Source organism: Aphanothece hegewaldii CCALA 016, from assembly GCF_003007785.1.
Lineage (GTDB): Bacteria > Cyanobacteriota > Cyanobacteriia > Cyanobacteriales > Microcystaceae > Chroococcus > Chroococcus hegewaldii.
In genome coordinates, this window is sequence record NZ_PXOH01000010.1 from 102,013 (window position 1) to 125,485 (window position 23,473).

The following is a 23,473-nucleotide window of genomic DNA, read 5'->3' on the forward strand; positions in this document are numbered from 1 at the left end:
AGGGGTTTGGAAACCAAACCCTTAAACAATTAAATCACGGGCTAATATTTAACTTTTTTTAACCAGCGATCAATATCTTGTAAAACTTGCTCCGGAATTTCCCAAGGGAATAAATGTGCTGTGTCGGGGTAACATTTCCAAGTACAATCTTTTAAGTTCTCTGCTGTTTCTTGACTTGAGCGACTGGTAATATGACGATCGCATTCTCCTGCTAAAACTAAACAGGGCATCTCTAAAGAGTCTAAATCTTTTAAACGATTGTAGCCCATGCCCAACGCTTTAAATAGTGCTTTTTCAGCAGCGCGAGAGGTTTGTAAATAAGCGGGAGTCCCGTAGGAAGCGATATAATTGTAAGCCTGTGGGGTTTGTTGTTGGATGAGATAACGAAACAGCGATCGCTTACCAAAGGTTTCGATATTCCATTTCCAACCTGGTTTTACAGCATTAATTAAGCCAGAAATGCCCGTAAATACCAAATCATACCATCTAATCGGTGGATGATTGCCCACTGGACGCGCCGCAGACGCAATTAAAATCAAACCTTTAAAACGTTTTGGATCAGCTAAAGCCAATTCTAAGGCTAATATACCGCCTAAAGACCATCCCAGTAATAAACATTCCTCAATCTGATATTGATCCAAAAGTGCCGTGAGATCACTTAGATGATCCTGCATCCTAAACCGTTTTTGATATCGACTTTTGCCATATCCTCGTAGATCAGGGGCTAAAGTTTGATAGTGTTGGGACAGATGATCCGTAAATACTGCTAAACTATTGCTAGAACCTGGATGACCATGTAAGCACAGAATTGGATAACCTTTTCCTTTGATCTCTACATTGAGGGGAAATGTAATCGACATATATATATAATGTCGGGTGGGAAATCCCCACCGCAACAAAACTTAATTCAACTGAACATTAAGAGAAATTGGACATTCTACGTTTGTGCCACCCAACCCACAATAACCATTTGGGTTTTTTGCCAGATATTGTTGATGATAGGCCTCAGAATAGTAGAATTCAGGAGCATCCAGAATTTCTGTGGTAATTGTGCCGAATTTAGCAGCAGTTAAAGACTTTTGATACATATCCCGCGACGCTTCGGCTAGTTTTTTTTGTTCGTCGGAATAAGTATAAATACCTGAACGATATTGGGTTCCTGTATCATTACCTTGACGCATCCCTTGAGTTGGGTTATGGCTTTCCCAGAAAACTTTTAGGAGTGCTTCATAACTAATTACTTTGGGATCATAAACCACTAAAACTACTTCATTATGACCCGTCATGCCCGTACAAACTTCATGGTATGTGGGGTTAGGGGTAACACCAGCAGCATAACCGACAGCCGTCGTATATACACCTTCTAACTGCCAGAATTTGCGTTCTGCACCCCAAAAACAGCCTAAACCAAACATCGCCATTTCTAACCCATCGGGAAAAGGAGGCTTTAGGGGATGTCCATTCACGTAATGAGTGGCTGGAACCGCCATCGTTTGCGATCGTCCGGGTAACGCTTCTTCTGGTTTAGGAAGACTCGACTTTTTACCAAATCCGAATAACACCATAACTATGACCGTCTACTATAAATGCTTTACTTTACATTTTTTCACATTTTTTAGGAGCTTGGGGGTGTTAATTTCCGATCTAGGAGTTAGAAGAGGGATAATTGTTACAAATCCGAGATTACAGAAGCTTTCTCCGATAAGGTTTCACTAAGATTACCTTGATCTGATTTAAGCGAGTAGGTGGAGAGGAAAAATAATCCTAGTGAGGTGCTGATGATTAAAACCGATAATTGGTGCATGAATCTTTCCATACCGCATCCTTTTTCTAGATTGATCATCATTCTAAGTAATTTTTGGGATATTATCTGTAAATTTTATAACAAGTTTTGGTCAATCTCCGTAAATTTACGATAAAGAAAAGATGCGTTACTGTGGATTAATGTCTGGACAATTGACATTTGTTTCTTGAATGTAAGAATCAACAATGCTGAACCAGTCGGCTATAATTAATTGCGATCGAGCGATTTCGATCGTTTCATTAACCAACTTTTGCCATTGTGGGTTATTTTTCGGCAAAATTAGTCCGTAATATTCACAAGTTAAAGGTTGTGTGGGAACAATTACATAATCTTTTTCTAAATCTAAACCTAATAAAGTCGCTTCACCGATTAATAAAATTCCATCACTGACAAAAGCGTCGATTCTTCCTCGTTGTAAAGCTTGAATTCCTCTCACTCTTCCAGTGGTTCCCTGGAATTGTTGAATTGTGGCTAAAGGATAACGGGTTCTAATAAATTTTTCTGTTGAAGTATTGCGTAAAACGCCTATAGTTACTCCTTCGAGTGTGCCTCTAACATTAAACTTTAATTGATCATCTTTCCTAATTAAAAATTGTATTCCTGTTACTAAAAATGGCTTAGAAAAAGAAACAAATTGACTGGGTTCGGTTTGAATGCTATTGGGGCCACATTCTAAGTCAATAACTTGATCTTCAATAAGATCAAAACGATTAAAAAGAGTTGATTGAAATATTTTAACGGTAAAAATATTTCTTTTTAATTCCTGTTGAAGTTGTCTTCTTAACTGATTAACAAAATCTAGACATAATCCCGAAAGATTATTATCGGCATTCCGATAACCAAAAGGCACAGCATCTTCACGAATACCGACTCGAATTAATCCTGTTTCTTGTATGTTTTCGAGTACTGTTTTATTTTGTGCTTTTAAAGGAATCGGAAAACTAACAGTGACCAATAAAGTAGCCAGAAATAATTTAGATAGATGATTGATCTTCATGTTTTTGATGAGCTAAAAAACTAGGTTTTAGTTGCCATTGATCTAAAATATCTTTAAATAAAACCTCATCTAACCAAGTTTTAGTAACAACTGTGAGAGGTAAAGCTAATAATAATCCTAAAATACCAAACATTTGTGCAAAGAAAATTTGTGCCATTAAGGTAATAGCCGGAAGTAAAGAAACCTGTTTCGCCATCACCGTAGGAGTCAATAAATAACTTTCGATATTTTGAATGAAAAAATATAAAATTATAATGGGTACAATCTTAATAGGAGAATCAATTAAAGCAATCATTAGAGGAAAAACTAGACTCATTGTCGGGCCAATGTTGGGAATAAAGTTAAGTAATCCTGCCATAATTGCATGGACTAAAACAAGATTAATTTGGAGAAAAAATAAACCCGTACCACTTAAAAGACCAACAAAAGTAGAACTAATTACAATTCCGATTAACCATCCTCCTAAAGCTTCTTCGGAAAGTGTCATTATTTCATCAGCGCGTCTTCGATAAAATGAAGGGAATAATTGAATCAAAGATTGTCTATACTTAGTCGGATTAAGTAAAAACATAATCGTTAGAATAATCACGAAGATAAATTGAAAAGCAATCGTAAAAGAGTTAGAAAAAATTGCAATAAAGTTAGAAAAAACTTGACTACCTAATGGCTGTAATTGCTGTTGAATAATATCACCCAAAGGAGGAATAGGCGGCAACCATTCTAATTTTGTTCGCTGTTGTCTTAAGATTGTTAGTCCATTACTGATTTGTTCCCAAGCTTTAGGTGTTAATTCAATGAGCTTTTGAAATTGTTCGATAAACGGTGGCACAATTAAACTAAAAAATATAATTGCAGTAACAACACAAAGAAATAGGGTGAGCAAAATTGCTATTTTTTTTCTAATGCCAAACCGTTCAATTCTCTTAACAATTCGATTTAAAGCAACAACTAAAACAATCGATGTAAAAATCAGTAGCAATAATTGTCGAATCTGCCACAATACATAAAGAGAAACTAAAAAGACAATAAAACCAAGCCATTGACCAAATTTCACCGCAATTACCTAATTAGATTGATTGAATAATTTTAAGGGAACCAACGAGGTTTAAAACCTGCATTAAGTTCTTGAGAAATAATTTTTGGGGTGATGTTAAAATTGACGGTCTGTGGTAAAGATAAAATCCACAATTGACCATTAGCGATCGCTTGTCCCTCTCTACTCATTAAATCATTGTTTTCTCTCATCGGAACTGCCACGACTTGATCAAATAATAAAGCAACGCCATCGGGAGACAAACTCATCTGAACATCTTGATAATTCGGTAAAGCTAATAAAGGCAGATCTTGACCTGTTGCAATGTCTACAATGGTTAAATAAGGTTCTTCTTTAATTCGATTATCCTCCCCAATAACTAAATCGGTTTTTAAACAATACAACGTTTTTTCTTGTCTAGGTTCAAACTGACACCCTAAAACTGAATTCGTCGTTCTAAATAATCCTCTGAGTTCATTCGCATCATTGATCAAATAAAGCGATCGACTATAATCAGGATTGACTTTAACAATGACCTTTTCTGTTCCGTTTTGATTAAAATCCAAAATTTTTTCATATCCTGGTAAAAACTGCGGTGCTCCTCCATCTGGGGTTAAAGGAAGAATTGCAACTCCACCTGGTTGAGAAACAGCGACTTTTTGACCATTAGGAGAAATCAAAAATTCATCACCTCGTATTCCTAACGGTCTAAGTTCACCATTCTCTAGAATAATCCATAATCCCGCATCTGCTGGATTATTATAATTTACTCGTTGTACAACAATAGTTTTACCATTACTGGATAAATCAAATTTAAGATTTTGATAAGTTTGAGCATCCAAAAGTTTTTTAATTCTACCACTGGGGGTAATTTCTTCCGTTGTTTTGAAGTTAATTCCTGTTGTTACGGTAAAAAGTTGCTGTCTGGGAACTTCTAACCCTCCACTATAGGGATCAAAAGCTGAAAATAAAATTTTATTGCCTTCAGGATAGATTCTAAAATTGGTGACAACGAGATCACTGGGTGTTAAGACTGTTTTTTTAACGATTGTGAATTTATCTTTAGCTGGTTTTAATTGACAAAGAATTAATTTACCGCGTTCAGTTCCCTGTAAACCGATATAAGCAAAGACGCGATCATGAGTGTAAAAAACGCCGTTAAAAAAATTAAGTTTGTTCTCACTAAATCTTTCTTTCGCGCCTACTAACTGTACTTTGTATTGAGTGTCATAAAAAGGTAATTCTGTTAAAGTATAAAATAGTCGATTTCCTCGCCAACTCATTGTCCCAGGTAATGGCGGTTCGATCACTAAATTTTCTTCGACACTTTTTCGCTCAACAGGACGATTGAACCCTAAAGTAAAATAACGATCTTGTACTCCGATTTTTTCCCCTGCCCAGCTAAAATGATTAACCTGTAGATTTGTTGGATCACCGTGCCAGAGAATTAAGGCGATCGCAGTACATAAGGCGATTACAGTTAAAATAACAGCCAAATCAAAACGCGGCCATTTTCTGGGTTCAAAGAGTCTAGTAATAAGATTAGAAGTCATTAGAAAAGAGGATCAAACGCCCGAATACTCAACATATTAAAGGAAAACTTAAGAGTTAAAAAATTTTTTTTTCGCTAAACTTCATTTAACAGTAAAGGCTCCATCTCCTAGACGGAATTCAACAATGTCTATCACGATCAACCCCTTAAAATGGGCATTATTAACGGTTACAGTTCCTTTCATTTTTACCCCAACTGAAGTTCTAGCGGGGACTTTCGGTAATTACGGTGTTAGAGCAACCGAGATTTTAACAGAACTTTCTCTCAATCATGCCGGACGATCGAGTGGTTCAGCAAAAGAGCAAGTAACAGCCGATTATCTGCAAGGATTATTTCAAGGATATGGCTATTCAGTGAACCAGCAGCCCTTTGATACAACAGATCGCCAGGGGAATCAAATTAGCTCACAAAACGTGGTAGCGGTCAAGCCAGGCACGTCAGGTAAGCAAATTATTATAGGGGCGCACTATGATACGGCACCGAGTAGCGCAACCATTGATCGCTCGGCTTTACAAGGGACAAACGATAATTCTTCTAGTGTTGGCTTAATTGTAGAACTAGCAGAACGATTTAGTATGATTCCGACCCAACATACTCTGACGTTTCTTGCTTTTGGTGCCGAAGAAGTGGGTTTAAAAGGCTCTAGTTACTATGCGAACAACATGAGTTCAAATGAAATCGAAAATACGATCGCTATGCTGAATTTCGATAGTATTGTTTTTGGTGACTATATGTATTTTCATGCTGGACTTAATGCAGCCGATGATCCTGCTTTAGGTTGGGTTAGAGATCAAGCGCTTGATATTGCGGCAGATTTAGGCATTGATGCGAGAACAAATCCTGGTTTAAATGAAGAATATCCAGCAGGGACGGGATGCTGTAGTGATCAAGAATCTTTTGAAACCTTAGTGCCTTCTATTCCTATTCTCGTAGCAGAAGCGACTAACTGGGAGATTGGTGATCTCGATGGTTATACTCAAACCAGTAATCCAATTGTTCCAGGTGGCGCAACTTGGCACAATCCACAATACGATAATCTTACTTTTATTAATACTTATTTTCCTGGATTAATCGAAGAACGGACGAGCAACTATAGTCAAATTGTCACAACATTGCTCAGTGATTTAACGTCTGTGCCTGAACCGAGCAGCATTTTAGGTCTTGGTGTTGCTGTTGGTGTTGCTAGTCTAATGATTCGTCAAAAACGCTTATAAACCATTAAAAAACGCCCTCAAGTAAAGAGAGAGCGTTCTTTTATTCTACCAGCGAAAAAATGCTTATCCTGCAATAGAAGGAGCAACTAGAGCAACGGGAGTCGCATCATTAGAAGCTAAATCTAAGGGGAAGTTGTGAGCATTTCTTTCGTGCATGACTTCCATACCGATACCAGCACGGTTTAAAACATCTGCCCAAGTTCCGATTACGCGACCTTGTGAGTCGAGAACGGACTGGTTGAAGTTGAAACCATTGAGGTTAAAGGCCATCGTGCTGACACCCATTGCGGTAAACCAGATACCAACGACAGGCCAAGCACCGAGGAAGAAGTGTAAAGAACGGCTGTTGTTGAACGAAGCATATTGGAAGATCAAACGACCAAAGTAGCCATGAGCAGCAACAATGTTATAGGTTTCTTCTTCTTGTCCGAACTTGTAACCATAGTTGAGAGACTCACTTTCAGTGGTTTCACGAACTAAGGAAGAAGTGACTAAAGAACCGTGCATCGCAGAGAACAAAGAACCACCAAAGACACCCGCTACACCTAACATATGGAAGGGGTGCATCAAGATGTTATGTTCTGCTTGGAACACGAACATAAAGTTAAAGGTTCCACTGATTCCTAGGGGCATTCCATCAGAGAATGAGCCTTGACCAATGGGATAGATGAGGAATACGGAGGTGGCTGCTGCAACGGGAGCGCTGTAAGCAACACAAATCCAGGGACGCATTCCTAAACGGTAGGATAACTCCCACTGACGACCCATCCAACAGAAGATCCCAATTAAGAAATGGAATACAACTAACTGGTAGGGGCCACCATTGTAGAGCCATTCATCTAAGGATGCTGCTTCCCAAATGGGGTAAAAATGTAGACCAATAGCGTTAGAAGATGGCACAACTGCACCAGAGATGATGTTGTTTCCTGTCAGTAAGGAACCAGCAACAGGCTCTCTGATCCCGTCGATATCGACTGGAGGAGCAGCAATAAAAGCAATAATGAAGCAAATAGTAGCGGCTAGGAGAGTGGGGATCAAGATTACTCCAAACCAGCCGACATAGATCCGGTTGTTGGTGCTAGTAATCCACTGACAAAAACGCTCCCACAAAGAATAGTTATCTTGCGAACGTAAGGTGGTCGTCATGAATAATACGTTGAATGAAAGAATGAATGTAGCAAAGATAACTTTGCATCATATGTTCAAGTATATTTACATCTCTTTGAATTGAGCCATTTTTTTTTGTATATTTATGTAAATAATTATTGTTTAATTTGTATTTAAATGTAGTTTTGTTTAATTGATGTTTTTATTCTTAATAAAACTTGATGAAAACATCGCTCAATTCTAATTTACCGTTGATTCGATCTTTGGTTTCTTTACATTCCTTAATTCAGTTTAACCCAATCATGTTCGATGAACTCACCGAATTAGAATTATTAGAAGACTAATTCCTAAGTGAAATGTTAAGATAAATTTACATAACAATTTTTGGTCGGGTGGGTCATGCCCACTTTCCACAAGCGAAAAAATGTCGAAGCAAGCCCCTTCTTTACCTCCAAACCTTGAGCGCATCGTTGAAAAATTCAAACGTCGTACAGACCCAAAACAGAAGTATGAGCAACTTCTTTGGTATGCCAAAAAACTAGAACCCTTAGAGGAAGAAGATAAAATCCCCGATAACAAAGTGAATGGCTGTGTCTCTCAGGTGTATATTACGGCTGATTTAAAAGATGGGAAAATGTGGTATAAAGGCGACTCGGATGCACAATTGGTTAAGGGGTTAGTTGCTTTTTTAATTGAAGGACTGAACGGTCTAACCCCTCAAGAAATCATACAAATTACGCCCGATTTTATTGAGGATACTGGTCTAAAAGTGAGTTTAACGCCCTCACGAGCCAATGGCTTTTATAACATTCTGCAACTGATGAAAAAAAAGGCTTTGATGAAAGCAACTTAAAACATCAGTTTAGTTTTTATTCGTCTTCTTCATCATCTAGCAAGTGCATATGGGAAGCATGACCCGACATAATTGCACGACTGCAAGACCAATTACTCGGTAAAGCGGACGGCCAACCCATCCGTAAGGCCTCTGGACAAATTGCCATAACAGTTAACTGACAATCAATCAGTTGAAATCCTTCTTTTTCAGACTGTTTAAGACTGTGTTTGAGAATCGAGTCATTATTAAACTCAATGGTCTTATTACACTGAATACAAACTAGATGATGATGGTGATGAGGATAAGGTTGATTCAGTTCATAGTGTTTATGACCTTCTGCTAGTTCGAGTTCTCGCAAAATTCCCATACGAGACATTAACTTAACGCTACGATAAATGGTCGATAAACTGATTCCTTCTCCTCGTTTTTCGAGAAGGAGATGCAATTCCTCAGCACTTAAATGATTTCCTTTGGGAAGATTTTGAAAAACGTGCAGAATTTTTTCCCGTTGAGGTGTTAAACGCCACCCTCTGGAATTTAGTTCAGCTTTTAGGGACGATGCAGTATATGGAGGCATAAGCGATAACCCTTTAAAAAGTGCTGCCTACTTGACCATGATAGACGTTCTCGGCTCTCATTTGCAACAACTCTAATTAATTGAGAATTTCTGTCGATATAGTTTTTCTCCCATCCTTAAGTATGAATTGAACCATCGGGTAAAATCGCTCCTTTTAAAAAGGCTCCCGTTAATTTGACCATAATTTTTTTACCATAGCCAACTTTCGCGCCTCGTAAATCAGCTTCTCTTAAATCAGCACCACTGAAATCAGCACCAATTAAATTAGCTTCTTGTAGATTAGCCCCTCTAAGATTAGCCCCAAGAAGATTAGCCCGAAACAGATTAGCGCCTGTTAGATTGGCTTTTTCTAAATTAATTTGATGCAAAAAACTGTCACTAAGATCCGCATGACTAAGATCCGCTTCAGTTAAGTTTCTTCCAGATAAATCTTTTTCTTTAAGATTGGCTCCTCGAAAGTCAGCCTTACTATAATCTCGATAATAAGGGCGTTTAACCGAGTGGTTTTCGTAAGAATCATGGTTCCGAGGATAAGGGGAAGACGGATAAGTCTGATGAGAATAAGTCGAATCATGGTTCCGAGGATAAGGGGAAGACGGATAAGTCTGATGAGAATGGGTTGATTTAGCCGAATGATTTGATCTCTCTTTAGACGTATGATTTGACGACTTCTGTGTCGCATTGGATGTTTTTTGAGCTTTACTCGAAGTCGTTTGAGATGACGGCTCTTTCTCTGGAGATTTACCGTTTTTTTGGTACACTAAACGCAATTGATCCCGTGCGTGATTAATTTCTTGTAATTTAGCGGTGGCTTTTTCTAAAAGACGCTCATTATCTTTTGGCAATCTGTCGGGATGCCAAATAAACACCAAATCTTTATAAGCTTGGTTTATTTCTTCGAGAGTGGCTCCAGAGTCTAGCCCCAGTGCTTTATAGTAACGCTCTAATTCTTCCATCCACAAGCTCCCCTAACCTGTTTAATGATTGGCGATCGCAAAAGACGAGTTTTTGATTGGTCATCTGCTTTTATTGCGGTGCTTGCTCAGTCATTACTTATAGAATAATCTTCTCAATGCGAACTTGGTCAAAAATCTAAGGAAAAATACCAAAAGCTAGAGACAGTTTATAAGGATTGCTCATGTTTAAAGTCAAAAAAACGACACACAGTAATGAAAAAGCAGGATTAACCACTATTTTATCTTTTACGAGTGATCCAAATCACTTTCATCCTACCTACTCTAATCTACCCTAGAAATAGAAGTCAGATTTTTCAAATCGAATTAATATCCTTATCAAAAAGAGGACTAACAATGTCTCGTCAAAAATCAGGTTGTGGCTTTCTTTCAATTTTTGGATTTCTCACACTCGCCACCGCCGGGGGAGCATACGTTTATTTTAATGGTTTTCCGAGTGCTTTAAGTTTTAGTCTGCCTTGGGAACAATTTACACCCGTCGAAGCGGCTAAAGTGATTCCTGATGAAGCGATCGTCACTACTTACATTAACACCGATCCTCAAACTTGGTCAAAACTGACCCACTTTGGCACACCAGAAGCTCAAAAGCTAGTACGTCACAGTTTAGACGAATTCACATCACAATCATCGCCATCAGACATTAACTATTCTCAAGATATACAACCTTGGATCGAAGATATCGCAATTGCTGTTCTTCCGTCTGTTCAAAATGAAGCCCAAATTTTGTTTGTTATGGGAATTAGAGATAAATTAAAAGCGGCTAATTTTGCCAAAAAATTGAAAGATCAACCCAATCAAACCTTTACTGAAACAAAATACCAAGGATTTACAATTATTGAAAGAACATCGCCCAATAGTGAGCTTTCTTATTCGGCTATTGTGGGAAAATATCTTTTATACTCAGACAATCGAAGTGTTATTGAACTAGCGATTAATACCAAAAAAGGAGAACCTTCTTATCGAAATAAACCCCAAGTTAAAGAGCTTTTATCTCAATCGGGAACGCTAAAAAATCCTCTGATTCAAACTTATATAGATGACTATGATCAGCTAGTCAATCAAAGTGCAGCCAGCTTGCCCCCTGATTCTCAAATACCTGTTAATACCCTAAAAAATATCACATCTTTAAATTCAGTAGTTCTCTTGTTGGGTGTGGAAGAAACAGGCATACATTTACAAGCTATGGCTCACTTAAATCCTACTGAAACACCTACACCGAACAACATTCAGCCCTCATCTTCACAACTTTTATCTTATTTACCTTCAGAAACTCTAATGTTTATGAATGGTCAAGGAATCAAACAAGGTTGGATAAATCTAGTCAAAGAATCTAATACTGATTCTACAATACAAAGCCTTGTTAAACAGATTAGAGATAATTTTAAAATGGCGAATCTAAATGCTGATCAAGATGTTTTTGGCTGGATGGATCAAGAATTTGCTTTAGGTTTAGTCGCCTCCAATCAACCCACATTAGGTAATCTGGGAATTGGGGGAGTTTTGGTGTTGCAAACTAGCGATCGCGCCACCGCCGAAAATACCTTCGATAAATTAAAACAATTATCCATTTTTCTGCCACAAATGGAAGTCAACACCACTGATATTGATGGAAAAAATATTACAGAATGGAAGTCAAAATTTAATCAAGAAGTCTTTTTAAGTTATGGTTGGTTAGATAATCAAGCAATTGCTATGACGGTAGCCATGCCTTTTCAAACCGTTCTACAATCTCAATCGAGTAATTCATTATCCCAAAGTCAAAATTTTAAAGAGATTACCGCGTCTTTACCTGAAAAAAACTTTGGTTATTTTTATCTAGATCTTGAGCGTTCTTTCCATAAAGCTTTAACTTCATCCAATGGTATCGAAAGCTTAATAAATCCTGAAAGTAGGGCAGTTTTAGACTCAATTAAAGGTATAGCGATTACTTCAACCATGCCCACTCAAGCCATTAGTCAAGTAGATATGATTTTGTCTTTAAAGTCAACTCATGATGTTTTAGAGCAAAAATAAAATAAATATAAAAAAGTTTAATTTAGACGAAATCATTGGGCGTTTTCTTGTAGGATGTTATGCACTTATTGTCCTTTTAATTATTCTCATAACATCTTATGAAACGATTTTGGTTATACATTGTCCTATTCATTGCGAGTATCGAGAGTGTTGCTCTAGCCGTGAATCAGGCAACGGAACCAACAGGATTATTAAATCAGCTTTTACAAGCCATCTATCAGACTCTTTCGGCTGTTTTGGGGTTTAGTATCGGTGGAATGCCCCTAATCGTATTGTGGTTGATAGCTGGCTCATTTTTCTTCACCATACGAATGAAGTTTATTAACTTTCGAGCCTTTAAACACGCCATTGATGTAACAAGAGGAAAATATGATAATCCTGATGAACCAGGCGAGGTGACTCATTTCCAAGCTTTAGCGACGGCTCTTTCGGGTACAGTTGGTTTAGGGAATATTGCAGGTGTGGCGATCGCTATTAGTCTTGGTGGACCTGGTGCCGCATTTTGGATGACGATCGCGGGTTTTTTGGCCATGACGCTAAAGTTTGTTGAGTGTACTTTGGGTCAAAAATATCGTATCCTGCGGGCGGATGGTACGATCGCTGGTGGACCGATGTACTATCTTGAGCAAGGTTTAGCAGAAAAAGGATACCCTAGGTTCGGCAAAGTTTTAGCCATTCTTTTTTGTATTCTTGCCATTATTGGCGGTGGTGGTGGTTCAACCATGTTTCAAACCAATCAATCTTATTTAGCAGTGGCGCAGGTTTTCCCTTGGTTTGTGACTCATGCTTGGGTTTACGGTCTAATCATGGTGTTGCTCGTGGGAATTGTCATTTTAGGCGGAATTAAAAGCATTGGAGCGGTTGCAGGTACTATTGTTCCTTTTATGTGCGGTATCTATGTTGTAGCCTCAATTTGGGTCATTTTAGCTAACATTTCTTTGTTACCTGTAGCCATTGGGAAAATTATTACAGAAGCTTTTTACCCGCAAGCATTGGCCGGCGGTTTCATAGGAACAATTGTACAAGGATTTCGACGAGCCGCTTATTCTAATACAGCAGGTCAAGGCGTTGCAGCGATCGCACACGCAGCCGCACAAACCACCGAACCTGTTAGAGAGGGAATTGTTTCTCTACTCGAACCGTTTATCGATACCATCATTGTTTGTAATATGACGGCTTTGGTGATGGTGATTACGGGTGCTTATAATGATCCTAGGTTTAATGAATTAAATGGCACACAACTGACTCAAGCTGCTTTCGGTAGCGTCATTTCTTGGTTTCCCTATATCTTAGCCGTTTGTATTTTTCTGTTTGCCTATTCAACGGTGATGTCTTGGGGATATTACAGTGAGTTATGTTGGGAATATCTATTCGGTGATCGGGGTAATATTTTTTTAAAGATAGGCTTTTTAATCATTGTCTTTTTGGGTGCGGTCATTAATCCCAAAATTTTTATTGATCTAAGCGATTTAATGCTGATTTCTGTTGCTTTTCCCAATTTACTCGGCTGTTATTTCCTGGGTAACGATGTGGCATTAGATTTAAAAAACTATATGATACGACTTCAAAAAAATGAATTTACCCTAGAGTTAGTACATAAATAGCTTTTGAATTATTCTCCGATATCTTCATTCCATAACTCAGGTTTTACCGTAATGAAATCTTGCATTAATTGTTTACATTCTTCTGAATCAATATCAATTACTTCTACACCGTGAGATTCCATGAATTCTTTAGCGCCAGGGAAAGTTTTAGATTCTCCTGCAATTACTTTTTTGATGCCGAACTGTACAACGGCTCCCGCACACAGATAACAAGGCATTAAAGTAGAATAAAGGGTTGTTCCTTTGTATGTGCCAATTCGTCCCGCATTCCTCAAACAATCAATTTCTGCATGAGTCATTGGATCACCGTCTTGTACTCGTTTATTATGTCCTTTTCCGATAATTTTTCCATCACGTACTAAAACTGAACCAATGGGAATACCACCCTCACTAAGTCCTTGTTTTGCTTCTGCGATCGCTTCTTCCATAAAATCATCGTTCATTGATGTGATCCTTGCTCTATTACTGTCATCTTCTCCCGCAAATCATACCAATTTTTCAGAAATATAACAAATACAGTTGTAGGGGTTTGGTTTCCAAACCCTCTTATAAAGTAAACAGTCAATAAAACAAAAGGTGAGCATCGCCCACCCTCTATCTTAATTGAAAAAATAATTTAAATTCTAAGCAATAGTTTCGCTTTTAATTTCGACTTCAACAGGTTGCTCATTGACTGGGGTTTTCGTTTTCGCTTGTAGTTTTTGAGTTAATAAAGCCGAAACTTCAGTTACGAGTAAAGTTACAATAATTCCATCATCAATCCAACCAATAATAGGAATAAAATCAGGAGCCAAATCAATAGGACTAATCAAATAAAGGATAGATGCACCGATCAATAACCAACGATACTTAGGATTACGAATCGTTTCTTTATACCAGTTATAGAAAGATTGAGCAATGTTGTTCATCACAGAAACCCCCGAAACATTTCACATATTTTTATCTTCCAATAAATTATCTTTTAAAATAAGTGAGGATTCTACTAAGCTAAAGGCGTAAAAACCTCACTCATATAGGCATAAAAACAGTGATTGAAGTTGCGTAAATTTTCTCTATAATGATTGTCCAACATCTATAACTTTAGTCGTACTTCCACGAGACAGAAAAACTTGTTGATTTTTGATTTGCAAGATAACCCAACCATTAACATTTTCACCGATCGCAACTCGTTTAGTTATTCCATCTACATCAAATAATGCTGATGAGCGCTCTCCTAATTCTAAAATACCCACCAATTTACCACCACCCGCAAAAATAGGCTGTATTGGTGGGGTGGGAATAGCTGAAGGGGCTACGGTGACGACTGGGGGAGGAGGTGGAATGGGAATAGATGATACGGTTACTTTTTGGGGTAATGGTAGTTGAGGTTTAGCTGGTTTAGCTGGTGTTGATGGGGTTAATTTTTTGGGTTTAGCGGCGGTAAAAGAGGGATTTTGGGGATAAACCGGAATGTAAATTCGTTCGACTGGAGTAGCTGGAGTACTGATAGGGGGTGGGGGTGGGGGTGGCGCTATCCTAACGACTGGTGGTACGGATGTCGGTTGAGGGGAGGGTTTAGCTACTTTTGCGGTAACAGTCTTTTGGTCTATTTTTGCTAATGATTTCTCTAAATTAGCGATAAACTCATCATTAGATGGAGAAATGTTAGTGTTAGTTGGTGCGACATTTACTTGTTTGGGTTTTTGGTGGGTGAATATCCATGTTACTGTTAAACCAAAGTAAAGACTTGCGATGAAAAAAAGTAATTTATCTAGGGGAATTTGTACAACCTGTCTTGGTCTAGAATTGTAAGTCATTTTTCAACTAAGCGGAGCAAAAACTATATCTATATTCTGTTTACCCAAAATATAGAATAAAATTATCACTCTTCCCAAAGATATACAAAAAAATTTAGTAATCTCTAACTAATGGGAGTTGCAGCGCCATTTGTTAAGTCTACATCTTCAGCATAACTATAAACATCGATTCCTAGATTTTGGGCTACGGTTAAAGCAGCAGGATGTACCATCGGTGAAATAACCAGTTTACGGGTTGCTTGACGTTGATGTCGCTTCTCGTAAAACAAGACTTTCTTCATAAAAGTATACATATCGGATTTACTCATCGATGATTTAATTTCAGCAATGATGAGTGTGCCATTTTGGATAATTAAATCTAATTCTATCTGATCGGGTCTACCAAAAACTTCTCCTTGATCGTCATATTCGGTGATACTAACCACTTCAACATTAAAGGAGTCTTGTAAAATACCTTGTAAAGCATTACGAAAAGATTGTTCTGTATATAAACCCCATCTAGCACCCAAAGCACCGATCGTACTATCATGCTTATTACCTAGGCGTTTAATTTCTTGTAGGGTTTGATCGATACGCTTCTCGTTTTCATTCAATTTATGCTGGTTTTCATCCCATTTGCGCTGGTTTTCGAGTTGATTTTCATCCCATTTACGCTGGTTTTCATCCCATTTACGTTGGTTTTCGAGTTGATTTTCATCCCATATACGCTGGTTTTCATCCCATTTACGTCTCTGTTCTTCTCTATCTTGTCGCAGTTCTGCTAAAATTTGATCAAAACGACTTTCAGTTTCTTGTTTTCCCGCAAAATATTTATCTACCGCTTGTACAATGATACGCCGCATTTCTGTATCTTGCAAAAGTGCCGGTAGTTCTCTTTTAATGATTTGTTTAAGGTCTTCTTCTGTCGTCATGTAAGCCGTATAAGATGAATATATTATTTATCTTATACTTTAATTCCCAAAACCTGAGTATAGGCTCCTCTAGCTTGAGTAACTCCTATTGTACGTTGAGAAGCTTCGATCATAGGACGACGCAAACTAACAACAATAAACTGTGCTTGTTGAGCTTGTTTTTGGATCATTTTAGAGAGTTTTTCGACATTTGCACCATCTAAAAACATATCGACTTCATCAAAAGCATAAAAGGGAGAAGGGCGATATTTTTGTAAAGAAAAAATAAAACTTAAAGCAGTTAAAGACTTTTCACCACCAGACATAGAACTTAATCTTTGTACGGGTTTTCCTTTGGGATGAGCGACTAAATTTAATCCCCCATTAAATGGATCTTCTGCATCTTCTAATTGTAAATATCCATCACCATCAGAAAGTGTCGCAAAAATTACTTTAAAATTTTCATTAACTGCGTCAAAAGCTTCTTTAAAAGCTCGAAATCTTAGAGTAGTAAAATTTTCAATTCTTAAAAGTAGTTCGGTTCTTTCTCCTTGAAGAGTGGTTAATTTATTCTTTAATTCTTCTATTCTTTCTTGAGTTTTTTCATATTCTTCTAAAGCTAACATATTAACGGGTTCCATTGCTTCTAAGCGTTTTTGTCCTAAACGTATATCATTTTGGAGCTTTTCAATTTGAACGGTTATACTTTCATTTTCAGAAAAATTTTCTAATACTTCGGGTAATTCGTTTTGATTTTGTTTAATTTGTTCTTGTAAAGTTTCTAATGCTTCTTTTCTTTCTTGTTGATTAATAATTAATTTTTCTTGCTTCCAAGTTAATTGTTGCTGTTGGTTTTGTAATGAATGTAATATATTTTCTATTTGATTTCGTTGTTGTTTGGTTTCTCCTAATGTCTCATTCAGTTTTTCTAATAATGTTTCTGTTTCTATAATTTGATTATTAAAAGAATTTACATCAGTCTGTAAATTAATTTTTTGCTGAAGATTCTTTTCTTTTTGTTTTTCTAAACTATTCAAATTTTGCTCTAATTCTCTAATTTTGTCTTTAATTCTTCTATCGCTATTTTCTAAATCTTTTAAATAAGATTCTTTTGCTCTTAAATTATGTTCTTTTTGTTGTAATTTTTCTTCAATTAATTTAAGATTATTTTGAATATCTTGCCATTCTTGGTGTGTTTTTGATTCTTCTAATTTAGATAGTTTTTCTTGTTCTTCTTGCAACTTTTGTTCTAAATCAGGAATTTCTAAAGTCAAAATTTGTAACCGTAGTTGAGCATTTTCTAAAGCTTGTTCATTTTGTAATAACTGTTTAGCGAGTTCGTTTTTTTCTAAAGACAAACGGTGCATATCTTTTTGTAACTGTTCAAAATATAATTGTTTTTCTCTACCATTTTGACGCAATTCTGTTATTTCTTGAGTTAGCTTTCTGACTTGAGATGTTTTTTCTAAAATTAACTCATCACTTCTCGATAAAATCTGCTCAATTTCAGTTAAACGACGCTTAAAAATTTCTGCTTCTTCTGATTCTTTAGGATTCGTTGTACCGAAGTGTATAGTAGAACGATTCGGTTGACTTCCTCCTGTCATTGCACCACTCATTTCTAATAATTCACCTTCTAAAGTAACGATTCGATAATCACCTAAATATCGTCTCGCATCATCTATATTTTCAAAAATAACAGTACTCCCAAAAATATAGGCAAAAACAGCATTATAACGAGAATGATAGGTGACTAAATTAACCGCTAAATCAATAAATCCTTTAGCATATTTTAGTGTTGAAATATCTTGCAATCGTTGGGAACGTATTTTATTAAGGGGTAAAAAAGTTGCTCGTCCAGCGCGTTTTTGTTTGAGTAAAGCAATACCAGCAGATGCTACACTATCATCATCGACGACAACATGACCTAATCTTGCACCCGCAGCAATTTCTAAAGCTAATTGATATTGTGGTTTAACCTCCCCTAAAGAAGCAACTAAACCACAAACACCGGGTAAGTCTGATTGTAAAATAATTTGAGTCGCATAAGTTCCTTGTACTTCGTTTTGTGCTTGTTTGGTTGCTTCGAGTTTATCGAGTTCTCTTTGTTTGTCTCGTTGTTCTTTTTGCAGACGTTTTTGGGTATCTTGTTGTAAGGTGAGAAGTTGTTCTTGTATGGTTAATTGTTGTGCTAATTCTTTAAAAGTTTGTTCAAAGTTATTGACATCTTGAGATAAATTTTCTGCTTCAGTTGTTTTATTAGTTATTTCACTTATCGTAAGTTTTAAGCGTTGCGTTTGTTCTGTGATGGTAATTTGTAAACTCTGATATCGTTCGTTGAGTTGTGCTTGTTCGGTTCGATAAGGGTTAAGTTGTTCTTGTAAATGATTAATTTTGCGAGATAAATTAGTTTGTTCTTGTACCCATGCTTCGGATGCTGCTGCGAGGGTTTGTGCTTGAATTCTGTTTTGTACAAGTGTATCTTTAAAGTGTTTATGCTGCTGAGATAAAATCGGTAATTGTTCGGTTTCTATAGTAATTTTTTCGCTGATGATTTGGGTTAATTGCTGGTGATATTGTTTAATTTCTTGTTGGATACGTTCAGCATCATTATGATGGGTTGAAATTAGCGTTTCTAGTTCTTGTTGTCGTTGAATAAGTTGCTGACGTTGTGCTTGTTGGGTAACGAGTTGGGAAGAAAGGAATAAATGTTCTTCTTCTCCTAATGCTTTGACTTTAGTATTAAATTGTTCAAGTTCTGTTGTGGTTTGTTGTATTTGAGTGTTTATTGTAGTGAGTTGGGTTTGTAGTTGAATTGCTTCGGTGTCTCCTGTGGTAATTTGAGTTTGTAAATGTTGATATTGTTCTTTGAGCAAGTACCATTTTAAAACAACTTCTTTGCGTTGTTTATTTTGGATGTCTGCTTTAAGTTTTTGATATTTTTCTGCTTTGATGCGGTCTGTGTCGAGTCGTAAAAGCGATCGCGTTAATTCTTGTTCTATAATATGACAACGGTCTTCTCGTTCGCGTACTGATTCTAAGGTTTTGAGCGTCTTCTCGATTTTACGGTCAAATTCAGCAACTCCAGCTAATTCATCAATAATTTCTCGTCTTTCTTTGGAGTTCATCGTAATAATTCGCGTCACATCCCCCTGTAAAACAACGTTATAACCTTCGGGATAAATGCGAAAACGGTTTAATTGTTCGTGCAATTCACTAACGGTACAAAGTTCACCGTTAATGTAATAAGTTGAGGTGTAGTTTCCCCCTTTTCCCACCCGTAAACGTCGGGTAACAGTCCATTCTCGATGATAACCATTTCCGTTATTTTCTTCAGCTTCTGACACATCAAAAGTCACCGAGACGCTTGCTTCAGTGGTATTGCGATGAGTGCCATGATTATGATTTACTAAATCGGGTAATCTTTCCGCACGCATTCCTTTAGAAGACGCTAACCCTAAACAAAATAGTAGCGCATCTAAAATATTTGATTTTCCTGAACCATTGGGACCAGAAACAACCGTAAAACCAGGTAACAAGGGAATAGGAGTCGTTCCACCAAATGATTTAAAGTGGGATAGTTCCACCCGCTTAATATAGACCATGAGCGCCGAAGTGAAGAAGTTATTATGAGAAAATTATGATAGTTCTGTCGTATTAATTGATCTAGTTTAACAGTTGGACAGCTAGAACGTGTTTGATGTTCCGTATGCAAGAAGTAATTATTGATACATAATATATCCAAACCTATTGAAACGTGTTGCATCTCTAATTTTAAAAATGGTATAGAACACAACAAATTCTTGATATTAATGCGATAATAGGATTTAATCAATGCTTAAAGGAAAAATAATATCTTATTAAAATTGTTTCTATTCTAAAATCTGATGTTAAATTAAATTAAGTTTATTCACTTGGGTTAATCTACGAGATTCATTTACTTAATTAAATAGAGCATTCAAAATTTTAGAGTATCAGACTATGGGGATTATTTTATGTTCGTTTATTTTTTATACTGAAATCCAAGCTAAGAGTATGCCTACATTAAGTTTAGGGAGTCAAGGCGATTTAGTATTAATATTGCAGGAATATTTGTATCAAGCGGGTCATTATGATGGCTCAATTGATGGCTATTTTAACCTACAAACTTATGATGCAACTAGAGCGTTTCAACAGAGAGTAGGTATTTTTCCTCGTGGGATTGTTGACCCCACAACTTGGAAAGCTATTATAAATCATTACTATTATTGAGCCAATTACGGGTAAAACTAAGGACTTTTTAGGGTAAATTACGGATTAAATTAGCCAATCTTTCGGCACTATCTATATAGGCTAAACTAGCGGATTGAGTTGCCATAAAATCTAGCTTTTGTGGTGAAGCGAGTAACTCTAAAACCTTTTTTTCGAGCAATTCTGATGATAATTCATCTTGACGATAAAGATAAGCTGCGTCTGCATCAGCGAACACTTTTGCATTATAAAATTGATGGTCTTCTGCTGCAAAGGGATAGGGAATGAGAATAGATGGAGTTTTTGTAACTGCTAATTCCGTTAAAGTTCCTGAACCTGAACGACTCACCGCAAGGGTTGCACGTTGCAATAATCCCGCCATATTTTCATAAAATGGTAAAGAAATATAGTGAGGATGCTTTAAAATATTTGCTTCTGGGTCATTTTCTCCCGTTAAATGAACTATATACGCTCCTGCGGCTAACCATGCGGCCGCGCATTGTCTGACGATTCGATTGAGTGCGACTGCACCTTGTGACCCCCCAACGACGACAATTAAAGGTACATCCGATTGTATATCTAAATCTAATGGTTGTGGTGCGAGAAACTGAGAACGAACAGGAGTACTCAGCCAAAGGGTTTTAGAACGTTTGAGATATTTCGCTGTTTCCGGAAAACCTAGTGCAACAGTATTACAAAAAGGTCCCAGAAAAGTTGTAACTTTGCCTGGGATAGAATTCGATTCGTGTAAAATTACTGGGATATTTTGGAGTCGTGCAGCTAAAATAGTGGGACCGGCAATGTATCCACCTGTACTAAAAACAGCGTCTATCTTTCTTTGTTTGAGAAGTTGTTGAACCTGAAAAATTGCTGCAATTTGACGAAAGAAAATTTGTAACGTCTTAAAACCTAAACGAGTTTGAAACCCTTCAATCGGTATAGTATGAAGAGGGTAGCATTTTGGAACTAAAGTCTGTTCCAAACGGTCAGGCACTCCTAACCATTCAATTTCATAATCCTTTAATTGTTCTGCTACTGCAAGAGCCGGGAATAGATGTCCTCCTGTTCCACTAGCAGCAATGAGTAACCGAGTGGGTGTTTGAGTCATTCGCTTAAACTAAAATTGAATGGTTAAATCTTACTACCAACTAACACTTATTACAACTGAACAATTTATCCAGATACAACAAATTACCAATGCCTCATTTTAATTCACTCCAACAACGTTTTCTGATTAAATTTTTTAGCTATACGCTTCCTTTTCTCCTCAGTTGTGGCCTGACTTTAAGCATTTCTAAATCATTACAAGCGGCCAATACTTCAGCTAATGCCCCCGTCGAGTTAAAAAATATGATTAGTCAACTGGAAACAGCCGCTAATCAAAAAAATATTAAGCAGGTGATGAATTCATATAGCCCAGATTTTAAGAATTCTGATGGGTTAAACTATAATACTTTAAGCCAATCACTAACCAAATTTTGGGAGCAATTTAGTCAAGTTAAGTACACGACAACTATAGATTCATGGGAAAAGCAAGGCGATAAATTAATTGCAATGACAACGACAACCATTCAAGGAACTGGCAAACTGAAAGGAAGACCTGTTACTCTAAATTCAACGATTAAATCTCGTCAGCAATTCCAAGGACAAAAACTGCTTTATCAAGAAATTCTATCAGAACGCAATGAAATTACATCGGGACAAAATCCGCCTAAAGTTGAGATTCGGATTCCTGATAAAGTCAAAGCAGGGCAAGAATTCGATTTTGATGTAATTGTAACTGAACCCCTCGGAGATAGCTTACTCGCGGGTGCGGCAATGGATGAGAAAGTGGAAGGGGAAAGTTATTTAGACCCGAAAGCATTAGAATTAGAATTATTACCAGGTGGTGGGATTTTTAAGCGAGCTAAAGCCCCCATAACTCCTGAAAATCATTGGGTATCTGCTATTCTAATTCGAGGAGATGGGATTATTTTAATTACGCAACGAGTAAAAGTTGAAAAGTAATTTGATTAATATGATTTGGGTTTGGTTTTCAAACCCTTTTGAAAAGAAATTAGAATAAAAAAAGAGAAAAATCCGATCGCCACTTCTGATACCATGATTCAGATAGACCCCTCACTCCGTCTACCAACCAGTGAAGAATTACCCGATTCTGACGATACACCTGTGGATAATGAAGATCAAAACTTTTTACCCAATCTTTTAGATGCTATCTTACATTCATTGTGGAAAGATCGTAATGATTGGTATTTTGGGGTAGATATGGGAATCTATCATACAACTGGAACTAATCCCAGAACCCCAGTTATTCCCGATGGATTTCTCAGTATCGGTGTCGAACGCAGAAAAAGAGGGAAAAATCGCCCTAGCTATGTCGTGTGGGAAGAAAGAAATCAGACTGTACCGATTTTTGTTCTAGAAATGGTCTCCCACAGCTACGGCCAAGAATACGGCGAAAAAATGCACATTTATGCTAGATTAGGCGTTTTATACTATCTAATCTACAATCCTGAATTCTCAAAACGAGATAAACATACACCATTTGAAATATACCGCTTAACCAACGGCGAATACCAACTACAAAGCGGTGAACCATTTTGGATGCCCGAAATCGGTCTAGGAATTGGACGAAAAGAGTATAAATTAGGTATTGATGAACGAGAAATGCTATGTTGGTATGACTCGGAAGGTAATCCCTATCCGACTCCATCAGAAATGGCACAACAAGCTTTACAAGAATTAGAAACTAAGCAACAGGAGTTAGAAGCATCCCAACAACAAGCAACAGAACTAGCGCAGTTATTACAACAATACCGTCAGCGTTTTGGCAATTTACCCGAATAA

23 protein-coding genes are annotated in these 23,473 nt (G+C 37.1%); 8 read left to right on the forward strand and 15 right to left on the reverse strand.

What is annotated here, in order from left to right; translation table 11 throughout:
• Positions 1 to 41: 41 nt before the first annotated feature.
• The 6 genes from C7H19_RS11250 to C7H19_RS11270 form a co-directional block, all read right to left on the reverse strand.
• Entirely contained in the window at positions 42 to 854 is an 813-nt protein-coding gene (locus C7H19_RS11250) for an alpha/beta fold hydrolase (RefSeq protein ID WP_219907634.1), read from the reverse strand.
• A 48-nt stretch (positions 855 to 902) separates the two neighbouring features.
• Positions 903 to 1,565, reverse strand: a complete 663-nt coding sequence (msrA, locus tag C7H19_RS11255; RefSeq protein ID WP_106456976.1) for a peptide-methionine (S)-S-oxide reductase MsrA — start codon at positions 1,563 to 1,565, stop codon at positions 903 to 905.
• Positions 1,566 to 1,669: 104 nt separating this feature from the next.
• Positions 1,670 to 1,846: a hypothetical protein gene (locus tag C7H19_RS25650; protein ID WP_181280586.1), complete on the reverse strand. Its 177-nt coding sequence runs from the start codon at positions 1,844 to 1,846 to the stop codon at positions 1,670 to 1,672.
• A gap of 85 nt (positions 1,847 to 1,931) precedes the next feature.
• Positions 1,932 to 2,801 carry an amino acid ABC transporter substrate-binding protein gene (locus tag C7H19_RS11260; protein ID WP_106456977.1) on the reverse strand — a complete coding sequence of 290 codons (870 nt, stop codon included), beginning with the start codon at positions 2,799 to 2,801 and terminating at the stop codon, positions 1,932 to 1,934.
• A complete protein-coding gene (locus C7H19_RS11265; RefSeq protein ID WP_106456978.1) occupies positions 2,779 to 3,855 on the reverse strand; it encodes an AI-2E family transporter in 1,077 nt (358 codons plus the stop codon). The genes C7H19_RS11260 and C7H19_RS11265 overlap by 23 nt, the downstream gene beginning before the upstream one ends.
• A gap of 32 nt (positions 3,856 to 3,887) precedes the next feature.
• Positions 3,888 to 5,387, reverse strand: a complete 1,500-nt coding sequence (locus C7H19_RS11270) for a hypothetical protein (RefSeq protein WP_106456979.1) — start codon at positions 5,385 to 5,387, stop codon at positions 3,888 to 3,890.
• Between the two features lie 124 nt (positions 5,388 to 5,511).
• Between C7H19_RS11270 and C7H19_RS11275 the strand changes: the two genes are divergently transcribed.
• A complete protein-coding gene (locus C7H19_RS11275) occupies positions 5,512 to 6,600 on the forward strand; it encodes a PEP-CTERM sorting domain-containing protein (RefSeq protein WP_106456980.1) in 1,089 nt (362 codons plus the stop codon).
• Between the two features lie 63 nt (positions 6,601 to 6,663).
• On the opposite strand, the gene psbA is transcribed toward C7H19_RS11275, so the two are convergent.
• Positions 6,664 to 7,746 (reverse strand): photosystem II q(b) protein, encoded by a 1,083-nt coding sequence (gene psbA / locus C7H19_RS11280; protein WP_106456981.1) that lies wholly within the window; start codon positions 7,744 to 7,746, stop codon positions 6,664 to 6,666.
• Between the two features lie 182 nt (positions 7,747 to 7,928).
• Here psbA and C7H19_RS27030 point away from each other — a divergent pair, with 182 nt between their 5' ends.
• On the forward strand, positions 7,929 to 8,051 hold the full coding sequence (locus C7H19_RS27030) for a hypothetical protein (protein ID WP_281261723.1): 123 nt from the start codon (positions 7,929 to 7,931) through the stop codon (positions 8,049 to 8,051).
• An 80-nt stretch (positions 8,052 to 8,131) separates the two neighbouring features.
• Positions 8,132 to 8,560, forward strand: a complete 429-nt coding sequence (locus C7H19_RS11285) for a SufE family protein (RefSeq protein ID WP_106456982.1) — start codon at positions 8,132 to 8,134, stop codon at positions 8,558 to 8,560.
• Between the two features lie 16 nt (positions 8,561 to 8,576).
• On the opposite strand, the gene C7H19_RS11290 is transcribed toward C7H19_RS11285, so the two are convergent.
• The gene (locus C7H19_RS11290) at positions 8,577 to 9,119 is read right to left on the reverse strand and encodes a ferric uptake regulation protein (protein WP_106456983.1); all 543 of its coding nucleotides are present in this window, start codon (positions 9,117 to 9,119) and stop codon (positions 8,577 to 8,579) included.
• Positions 9,120 to 9,235: 116 nt separating this feature from the next.
• The gene (locus tag C7H19_RS11295) at positions 9,236 to 10,075 is read right to left on the reverse strand and encodes a pentapeptide repeat-containing protein (RefSeq protein ID WP_106456984.1); all 840 of its coding nucleotides are present in this window, start codon (positions 10,073 to 10,075) and stop codon (positions 9,236 to 9,238) included.
• 354 nt (positions 10,076 to 10,429) lie between these two features.
• On the opposite strand from C7H19_RS11295, the gene C7H19_RS11300 reads away from it, so the two are divergent.
• Together C7H19_RS11300 and C7H19_RS11305 are read left to right on the forward strand one after the other, a co-directional pair.
• On the forward strand, positions 10,430 to 12,106 hold the full coding sequence (locus tag C7H19_RS11300) for a DUF3352 domain-containing protein (protein WP_106456985.1): 1,677 nt from the start codon (positions 10,430 to 10,432) through the stop codon (positions 12,104 to 12,106).
• Positions 12,107 to 12,204: 98 nt separating this feature from the next.
• Positions 12,205 to 13,710, forward strand: a complete 1,506-nt coding sequence (locus C7H19_RS11305) for an alanine/glycine:cation symporter family protein (protein WP_106456986.1) — start codon at positions 12,205 to 12,207, stop codon at positions 13,708 to 13,710.
• Between the two features lie 8 nt (positions 13,711 to 13,718).
• Here C7H19_RS11305 and C7H19_RS11310 read toward each other — a convergent pair whose 3' ends face one another.
• The 5 genes from C7H19_RS11310 to smc all read right to left on the reverse strand — a co-directional run bounded on the left by C7H19_RS11310 (position 13,719) and on the right by smc (position 20,001).
• Positions 13,719 to 14,153 carry a nucleoside deaminase gene (locus C7H19_RS11310; protein ID WP_106456987.1) on the reverse strand — a complete coding sequence of 145 codons (435 nt, stop codon included), beginning with the start codon at positions 14,151 to 14,153 and terminating at the stop codon, positions 13,719 to 13,721.
• 180 nt (positions 14,154 to 14,333) lie between these two features.
• On the reverse strand, positions 14,334 to 14,618 hold the full coding sequence (locus C7H19_RS11315) for a DUF1232 domain-containing protein (protein WP_106456988.1): 285 nt from the start codon (positions 14,616 to 14,618) through the stop codon (positions 14,334 to 14,336).
• Positions 14,619 to 14,762: 144 nt separating this feature from the next.
• Entirely contained in the window at positions 14,763 to 15,506 is a 744-nt protein-coding gene (locus C7H19_RS11320; RefSeq protein WP_106456989.1) for a hypothetical protein, read from the reverse strand.
• A gap of 104 nt (positions 15,507 to 15,610) precedes the next feature.
• Entirely contained in the window at positions 15,611 to 16,417 is an 807-nt protein-coding gene (locus tag C7H19_RS11325; protein ID WP_106456990.1) for a PD-(D/E)XK nuclease family protein, read from the reverse strand.
• A gap of 32 nt (positions 16,418 to 16,449) precedes the next feature.
• A complete protein-coding gene (smc, locus tag C7H19_RS11330; protein WP_106456991.1) occupies positions 16,450 to 20,001 on the reverse strand; it encodes a chromosome segregation protein SMC in 3,552 nt (1,183 codons plus the stop codon).
• 430 nt (positions 20,002 to 20,431) lie between these two features.
• Here smc and C7H19_RS11335 point away from each other — a divergent pair, with 430 nt between their 5' ends.
• Positions 20,432 to 20,647, forward strand: a complete 216-nt coding sequence (locus C7H19_RS11335; RefSeq protein ID WP_181280587.1) for a peptidoglycan-binding domain-containing protein — start codon at positions 20,432 to 20,434, stop codon at positions 20,645 to 20,647.
• Positions 20,648 to 20,675: 28 nt separating this feature from the next.
• On the opposite strand, the gene murG is transcribed toward C7H19_RS11335, so the two are convergent.
• Positions 20,676 to 21,734 carry an undecaprenyldiphospho-muramoylpentapeptide beta-N-acetylglucosaminyltransferase gene (gene murG / locus C7H19_RS11340; RefSeq protein ID WP_106456993.1) on the reverse strand — a complete coding sequence of 353 codons (1,059 nt, stop codon included), beginning with the start codon at positions 21,732 to 21,734 and terminating at the stop codon, positions 20,676 to 20,678.
• Between the two features lie 89 nt (positions 21,735 to 21,823).
• On the opposite strand from murG, the gene C7H19_RS11345 reads away from it, so the two are divergent.
• Together C7H19_RS11345 and C7H19_RS11350 are read left to right on the forward strand one after the other, a co-directional pair.
• Positions 21,824 to 22,633: a hypothetical protein gene (locus tag C7H19_RS11345; RefSeq protein ID WP_106456994.1), complete on the forward strand. Its 810-nt coding sequence runs from the start codon at positions 21,824 to 21,826 to the stop codon at positions 22,631 to 22,633.
• A 93-nt stretch (positions 22,634 to 22,726) separates the two neighbouring features.
• A complete protein-coding gene (locus C7H19_RS11350; protein WP_106456995.1) occupies positions 22,727 to 23,473 on the forward strand; it encodes a Uma2 family endonuclease in 747 nt (248 codons plus the stop codon).